At 60.7% G+C, this 7,488-nt stretch carries 5 protein-coding genes; 4 read left to right on the top strand and 1 reads right to left on the bottom strand.

Annotated elements, in window-relative coordinates; genetic code table 11:
• The coding region (locus ACODSV_RS29645; protein WP_489047122.1) for a hypothetical protein at positions 1–227 on the bottom strand (227 nt) is incomplete at its 3' end.
• 52 nt (positions 228–279) lie between these two features.
• Here ACODSV_RS29645 and ACODSV_RS29640 point away from each other — a divergent pair.
• From ACODSV_RS29640 to ACODSV_RS29625, 4 genes are all read left to right on the top strand, one after another.
• Positions 280–2,085, top strand: coding sequence for a phenylacyl-CoA dehydrogenase (locus tag ACODSV_RS29640; protein WP_024077749.1), 1,806 nt, complete (start codon positions 280–282; stop codon positions 2,083–2,085).
• Between the two features lie 202 nt (positions 2,086–2,287).
• Positions 2,288–3,577, top strand: a complete 1,290-nt coding sequence (locus ACODSV_RS29635; protein WP_041161035.1) for a GGDEF domain-containing protein — start codon at positions 2,288–2,290, stop codon at positions 3,575–3,577.
• 90 nt (positions 3,578–3,667) lie between these two features.
• The gene (locus tag ACODSV_RS29630) at positions 3,668–5,437 is read left to right on the top strand and encodes an acyl-CoA dehydrogenase C-terminal domain-containing protein (RefSeq protein WP_150054614.1); all 1,770 of its coding nucleotides are present in this window, start codon (positions 3,668–3,670) and stop codon (positions 5,435–5,437) included.
• A 122-nt stretch (positions 5,438–5,559) separates the two neighbouring features.
• Complete coding sequence (locus ACODSV_RS29625; protein WP_102623881.1) at positions 5,560–7,338, top strand: acyl-CoA dehydrogenase C-terminal domain-containing protein; 1,779 nt, start codon at positions 5,560–5,562, stop codon at positions 7,336–7,338.
• The last annotated feature ends 150 nt before the right edge of the window (positions 7,339–7,488 follow it).

The raw sequence follows: 7,488 nt of genomic DNA, 5'->3' as shown, positions 1-7,488 counted from the left end.
CCCAACGCGGGGCAAGCCCGCTCGCCACAACAAGCCCGCTCGCCACAACAAGCCCCGCATTGCCACATGCCTTCCCTCTGAATTTTCTGCATATCCTTCTGATGTGGCATCCCGCCGCAGGCCTGGCCGTGTCTGCCCATAACCTGCATCAGGACAAACGGTGTCGGGTGGACGCTTGACAACCCCAGGTCGTAAACGTATGTTTCAAACACCTGTTTGACCGCCATAACAAATCCACGCGGTTGTTCATTCCAGATACATCAGCAGAGGTTTATCGCTATGCCTGACTACAAGGCCCCCTTGCGTGATATTCGCTTCGTTCGTGACGAACTGCTTGGTTATGAAGCGCACTATCAGAGCCTGCCGGCTTGCCAGGACGCTACCCCGGACATGGTTGACGCCATTCTCGAAGAAGGCGCCAAGTTCTGTGAGCAAGTGCTGGCACCGTTGAACCGCGTGGGTGACATCGAAGGGTGCACCTGGAGCGAGTCAGGCGTTAAGACCCCTGCTGGTTTCAAAGAAGCCTACAAACAGTTCGTCGAAGGCGGCTGGCCAAGCCTGGCCCACGACGTGGCGCATGGTGGCCAAGGCCTGCCGGAATCCCTGGGCCTGGCTGTCAGCGAAATGGTCGGTGAAGCCAACTGGTCGTGGGGCATGTACCCCGGCCTGTCCCATGGTGCGATGAACACCATTTCCGAGCACGGCACCCCCGAGCAACAAGACGCCTACCTGACCAAACTGGTGTCGGGCGAATGGACCGGCACCATGTGCCTGACCGAGCCTCACTGTGGTACCGACCTGGGCATGCTGCGTACCAAGGCCGAACCTCAGGCCGACGGTTCCTACAAAGTCTCCGGCACCAAGATCTTCATCTCGGCCGGTGAGCACGACATGGCCGATAACATCGTCCACATCGTACTGGCCCGCCTGCCGGATGCACCGGCTGGCACCAAAGGCATCTCGCTGTTTATCGTGCCCAAGTTCCTGCCCAACGCCGATGGCTCGATCGGTGCACGCAACGCCGTGACCTGTGGTTCCCTGGAACACAAGATGGGCATCCACGGTAACGCCACCTGCGTGATGAACTTCGACGCGGCCACCGGTTTCCTGATCGGCCCGGCGAACAAAGGCCTGAACTGCATGTTCACCTTTATGAACACCGCTCGCCTGGGCACCGCGCTGCAAGGCCTGGCCCACGCCGAGATCGGTTTCCAGGGCGGCCTGAAATACGCTCGTGATCGCCTGCAAATGCGTTCCCTGACAGGCCCGAAAGCGCCGGACAAGGCGGCCGACCCCATCATCGTGCACCCTGACGTGCGCCGCATGCTGCTGACCATGAAAGCCTTCGCTGAAGGCAACCGTGCGATGGTGTACTTCACCGCCAAGCAAGTGGACATCGTCAAGTACGGCACCGACGACGAAGCCAAGAAACAGGCCGATGGCCTGCTGGCGTTCATGACCCCGATCGCCAAGGCGTTCATGACCGAAGTCGGTTTTGAATCGGCTAACCACGGTGTGCAAATCTACGGCGGCCACGGCTTTATCGCCGAGTGGGGCATGGAGCAGAACGTTCGCGACAGCCGCATTTCGATGCTGTACGAAGGCACCACCGGTATCCAGGCGCTGGACCTGCTCGGCCGTAAAGTGCTGATGACCCAGGGCGAAGCACTTAAAGGCTTCACCAAGATCGTCCACAAGTTCTGCCAGGCCAACGAAGGCAACGAAGCCGTCAAGGAATTCGTAACGCCACTGGCTGCGCTGAACAAAGAGTGGGGCGAGTTGACCATGAAGGTCGGCATGGCGGCGATGAAAGACCGTGAAGAGGTCGGTGCTGCTTCGGTGGACTACCTGATGTACTCCGGTTACGCGTGCCTGGCGTACTTCTGGGCCGACATGGCCCGCCTGGCCGCCGAGAAACTGGCTGCCGGCACCAGCGAGGCGGCGTTCTACACTGCCAAGCTGCAGACCGCGCGCTTCTACTTCCAACGCATCCTGCCGCGCACCCGCACCCACGTAGCCACCATGCTGTCGGGCGCCAACAACCTGATGGACATGAAAGAAGAGGACTTCGGCCTGGCTTACTAAGCCTTACCGGGTTCACTTCAGGGCCGCCGCTTCCTTCGGGAGCGGCGGTTTTTTTTCGACGATAAAAAACGCAGCGTTGCGCTCAGGGATTGCGTCGAGCTGCCGTTACAGTGATGGCAATGTGATACATCCCAGGCAGGTTGTGCTTAACTGTCCGGGTGAAGGCACTGTGCCATCTTTTTTGCGGGTCGGAGTTTTACCCTTGTCACGCGTGTCCGCAGTACGTTTCAGTCATTTCTTTCCTTCGTTGCTGCTATTGCTGGCCGGGCTCTCGGCTGCGTACGTCAAGGACCTCAACGTCTTCTTCACTTCGCTGTTCAACGTGTTGCCGACCCTGGTGCTGTTGCTCGGCGGATCGTATTGCGCGGTCTATCGGCGCCAGCGTGAACTGTTCCTGATGATCACGGTGTACATCGTCTACTTCCTGCTCGACACCCAGACCGATTTCTACCGAGACAATGGCCGGGTTCGCGAAGACGCGGCGGTGGTGTTCCACCTGTGTTGCCTGCTGTTGCCCGTGTTGTTCAGCGTCTATGCCCTGTGGCAAGAAAAGACCCACCTGTTCCGCGACTTTGTCGCACGTGGCGCGGTGTTGCTGGCGGTAGGCAGCGTGGCCCTGGCTCTTGAGCAAAGTTATCCCCAGGCGCTGCTCAACTGGTTGGCCGAAATTCGCTGGCCGGCGTTGCATGGCACCTGGATGAGCCTGATCCAGCTGTCGTACCCGATGTTCCTGATTGGTTTCCTGACCCTGGCGGCGCAGTACTGGTACCAGCCGCGGCCGCTGCATGCGGCGCAGATGGTCGGGCTGCTGGGGATGTTCTGGATGCTGCCGCAGACATTTATCCTGCCGTTTACCCTGAACATCATGTGCAGCCAAGTGATGCTGATGATCGCTGCCGGTGTCGCCCACGAGGCCTATCAAATGGCCTTCCGTGACGAGCTGACCGGCCTGCCGGGGCGTCGTGCCCTCAACGAGCGCATGCAGCGGCTGGGGCGCAACTATGTGCTGGCCATGAGCGACGTCGACCACTTCAAGCGTTTCAACGACACCCATGGCCACGATGTGGGGGACCAAGTGCTGCGCCTGGTGGCGAGCAAACTGTCCAAGGTCAATGGGGGTGGGCGTGCCTACCGTTACGGCGGTGAAGAGTTCGCCGTGGTATTTGCCGGCAAGACCCTGGACGAGTGCATGCCGCACCTGGAGGAAATTCGCGAGATCATCGCCGACTACGACATCAAGTTGCGCCACTCAGACCGGCCCCAGGACGATCAGCAGGGCCGTCAACGCCGGGCGGGGAGTGGCGCCTCAAGTGTCTCGGTGACCGTCAGCATCGGCGTGGCCGAGCGCCAGGCTGAGCAGCGCACGCCCGAAGAGGTGCTCAAGTCCGCCGACCAGGCGCTCTACGCCGCCAAGGGCGCCGGGCGTAATTGCGTGGTCGCGGCCGGGCAAACCCGCCGCGGCGCCGTGCGCATGGAGAGCGCTGCCGGTTGAGTGATGGTGGTGTATTCAGCGGCTCTACAGTGATTGTCCGGGGCGCTGGCCGGCAGTAGGTTGAAATCATCTGCTGCCGGAGACATTGCCATGCCTGAGTACAAAGCTCCCCTGCGCGACATGCGCTTTCTGATCGACCACGTGTTCGACTTCCATGGCCATTACGCGGCGCTGGGCGCGACGGACGCCAGCCCGGACATGGTCAGTGCGATCCTCGAAGAAGGTGCGAAATTTTGCGAGAACGTGCTGGCACCGCTCAATCGCAGTGGCGATGAAGAAGGCTGCCATTTCGATAATGGCGTGGTGACCACGCCCAAAGGTTTCAAGGAAGCCTTCGCCCAGTACGTGGAAGGTGGCTGGCACGGCGTGGCGGCAGACCCCGCCTACGGAGGCCAAGGCTTGCCGCAATCCCTGGGCCTGGTGCTGAGCGAAATGATCGGCGCCAGTAACACCTCCTGGGGTATGTACCCGGGGCTGACCCACGGCGCGATGTCGGCGATCCACGCCCATGGCACCGAGGAACAGAAAGCCACCTACCTGAGCAAACTCACCGCCGGCCAATGGACCGGCACCATGTGCCTGACCGAAGCCCACTGCGGTACCGACCTGGGCCTGATCAAGACCCGTGCCGTGCCCCAGGCGGATGGCAGCTACGCCGTCACCGGCAGCAAGATTTTCATCTCGGCCGGTGAACACGACATGAGCGCCAATATCATCCACCTGGTGCTGGCCAAGCTGCCGGATGCGCCAGCGGGCACCAAGGGCATCTCCCTCTTTATCGTGCCCAAGTTTCATGCCGATTCCGGTGAACGCAACGCCGTGCATTGCGGCTCCATCGAGCACAAGATGGGCATCAAGGGCTCGGCCACCTGCGTGCTGAACTTTGACGGCGCCCGGGGCTTTTTGATTGGCGAGGCGAACAAGGGCCTCAACTGCATGTTCACCATGATGAACCATGCACGCCTGGGGACCGGCATGCAGGGCCTGTGTAACGGCGAGGCGAGCTTCCAGGGCGCGATCAAGTACGCCAACGACCGCCTGCAAATGCGCTCGCTTACCGGCGCCAAGGCGCCGGAAAAAGCCGCCGACCCGATCATCGTGCACCCCGATGTGCGCCGTATGTTGCTGACCATGAAAGCGTTCAACGAGGGCAACCGGGCGCTGACCTATTTCACCGCGCAACTGCTCGACACCGCGCACCTGAGCCGCGACGCCGGCCAGCGCCAGGAGGCTGAAGACCTGCTGGCGTTCCTGACGCCGATCTGCAAAGCCTTTATGACCGATACCGGGCTGGAGGTGACCAACCACGGCATGCAGGTATTCGGCGGCCATGGCTACATTCGTGAGTGGGGCATGGAGCAACTGGCACGCGATGCGCGGATTGCGCCGATCTATGAAGGCACCAACGGCATCCAGGCCCTCGACCTGCTGGGGCGCAAGGTGTTGGGCAGCCAGGGCAAGCTGCTGCGCGGCTTTACCAGGATTGTGCATAAGTTTTGCGCGGCGAATGCCGAGCATGCGCAGCTCAAAGGCTATGTGCTGCAGCTCAATCAACTGAACCAGGAATGGGGCGAGCTGACCACCCAGGTCGGGATGGCCGCGATGAAAAACCCTGACGAAGTGGGCGCCGCTGCGGTGGATTACCTGATGTACAGCGGTTACGTCATCCTTGCCTACCTGTGGCTGCGCATGGCGATTGCAGCGCTGGAACAGGGCGACAGCGACTTCGCCACAGCCAAGCTGGCCACCTGCGACTTCTATTTCAAGCGCTTGCTGCCACGTACTGCGACCCATCGGGCGGCCGTGGAAGCCGGCAGTGACTGCCTGATGAGTCTGTCTGCGGAGGCATTTGCGTTGTGATGACTTAAAAATACCAATCAGTCACAAGTGGACCCTATGTGTCTGAAAAGTTGTTCGGGTACACTCGGAGCCTGTAAAACCGATCCTATCGAATCACTTTTCACGTTCTCACGAGGTTTGCCATGGCTGATTACAAAGCGCCGCTGCGTGATATGCGCTTCGTCCTCAACGAAGTTTTTGAGGTCGCCAAAACTTGGGCCCAATTGCCGGCATTGGCAGACACCGTAGATGCCGAAACCGTTGAGGCGATCCTTGAAGAGGCCGGCAAAGTCACCGCCAAATCCATCGCCCCGCTCAGCCGTGGTGGCGATGAACAGGGTTGCCACTGGGCGGACACGGTCGTCACCACGCCGGAGGGTTTCCCCCAGGCGTACAAAACCTACGCGGAAGGTGGCTGGGTCGGTGTCGGCGGTGACCCGATCTTCGGTGGCATGGGCATGCCCAAGGCCGTGTCGGCCCAGGTCGAAGAGATGATCAACTCGTCGAGCCTGGCGTTCGGCCTGTACCCGATGTTGACCTCGGGCGCCTGTGTATCGATCAACACCCATGCCAGCGAGGCGCTCAAGGCCACCTACCTGCCGAATATGTACTCCGGCAAGTGGGCCGGTTCCATGTGCCTGACCGAGGCCCATGCCGGCACCGACCTGGGCATTATCCGGACCAAGGCCGAGCCTCAATCGGATGGGTCCTACAAAGTCAGCGGCACCAAGATCTTTATCACCGGTGGTGAACACGACCTGACGGAAAACATCATCCACCTGGTGCTGGCCAAGTTGCCGGATGCGCCGGCCGGTCCCAAGGGCATTTCGTTGTTCCTGGTGCCGAAGTTCATGGTGAACGCCGACGGCAGCCTGGGCGCGCGTAACCCGGTGAGCTGCGGTTCCATTGAACACAAGATGGGTATCCAGGCGTCGGCGACCTGCGTGATGAACTTCGACGAAGCGGTCGGCTACCTGGTGGGCGAGCCTAACCGTGGGTTGGCAGCGATGTTCACCATGATGAACTACGAGCGCCTGGGGGTGGGTATCCAGGGCCTGGCGTCCGGCGAGCGCTCGTACCAGAACGCGATCGAATATGCGCGTGACCGCTTGCAGAGCCGTTCGCCCCTGGGGGCGCAGGCCAAGGACAAGGTGGCTGATCCGATCATCGTGCACCCCGACGTGCGCCGTATGCTGCTGACCATGAAAGCCTCGAACGAAGGCGGCCGTGCGTTCTCCACTTACGTGGCGACGCAGTTGGACATCGCCAAGTTCAGTGAAGACGCTGCCACCCGTGAACGTGCCGACAACCTGGTGGCGCTGTTGACCCCTGTCGCCAAGGCCTTCCTCACCGACCTGGGCCTGGAAACCGCCGTGCTCGGCCAGCAAGTGTTTGGCGGCCACGGCTACATTCGTGAATGGGGCCAGGAGCAACTGGTGCGCGATGTGCGTATCACCCAGATCTACGAAGGCACCAACGGTATTCAGGCGTTGGACTTGATGGGGCGCAAGATCGTCGGCAGCGGCGGTGCGTTCTACACCTTGTTCGCCGATGAGATTCGCCAGTTCACCGCCACCGCAGGCCCTGAGTTGGCCGAGTTCACCAAGCCGCTGAACGCGGCGGTGGATAACCTGGACGACCTGACCGCCTGGGTGCTGGACCGCGCCAAGACCAACCCGAATGAAATCGGCGCGGCCTCGGTGGAATACCTGCATGCATTTGGATACATGGCCTATGCCTATATGTGGGCATTGATGGCCAAGGCCGCGTTGGGCAAAGAGGCGCAGGAAGACTTCTACGCCAGCAAGCTGGGCACTGCACGGTTCTACTTTGCCCGTCTGTTGCCGCGGATTCACTCACTGAGTGCGTCTGTAAAAGCCGGTAGCGAATCGCTGTTTTTGCTGGATGAAGCGCAGTTCTAAGGGGGGGGGAGGGCGTGTAAGCATTCTCTTACATGACGTGCCGCTATTCGTCCTCTATCGCCAAATTGGATCCACGGATAATCTACTTCACATGGACGTCGCGCAGGAAGCGCAAAGCAACAACACGGACACGTAGGATTCTGCCAGGAT

It is taken from the genome of Pseudomonas sp. FG86 (assembly GCF_057808775.1).
Note: the sequence above shows the minus strand (reverse complement) of the source record. Positions and strands in the feature narration are given on the sequence as shown.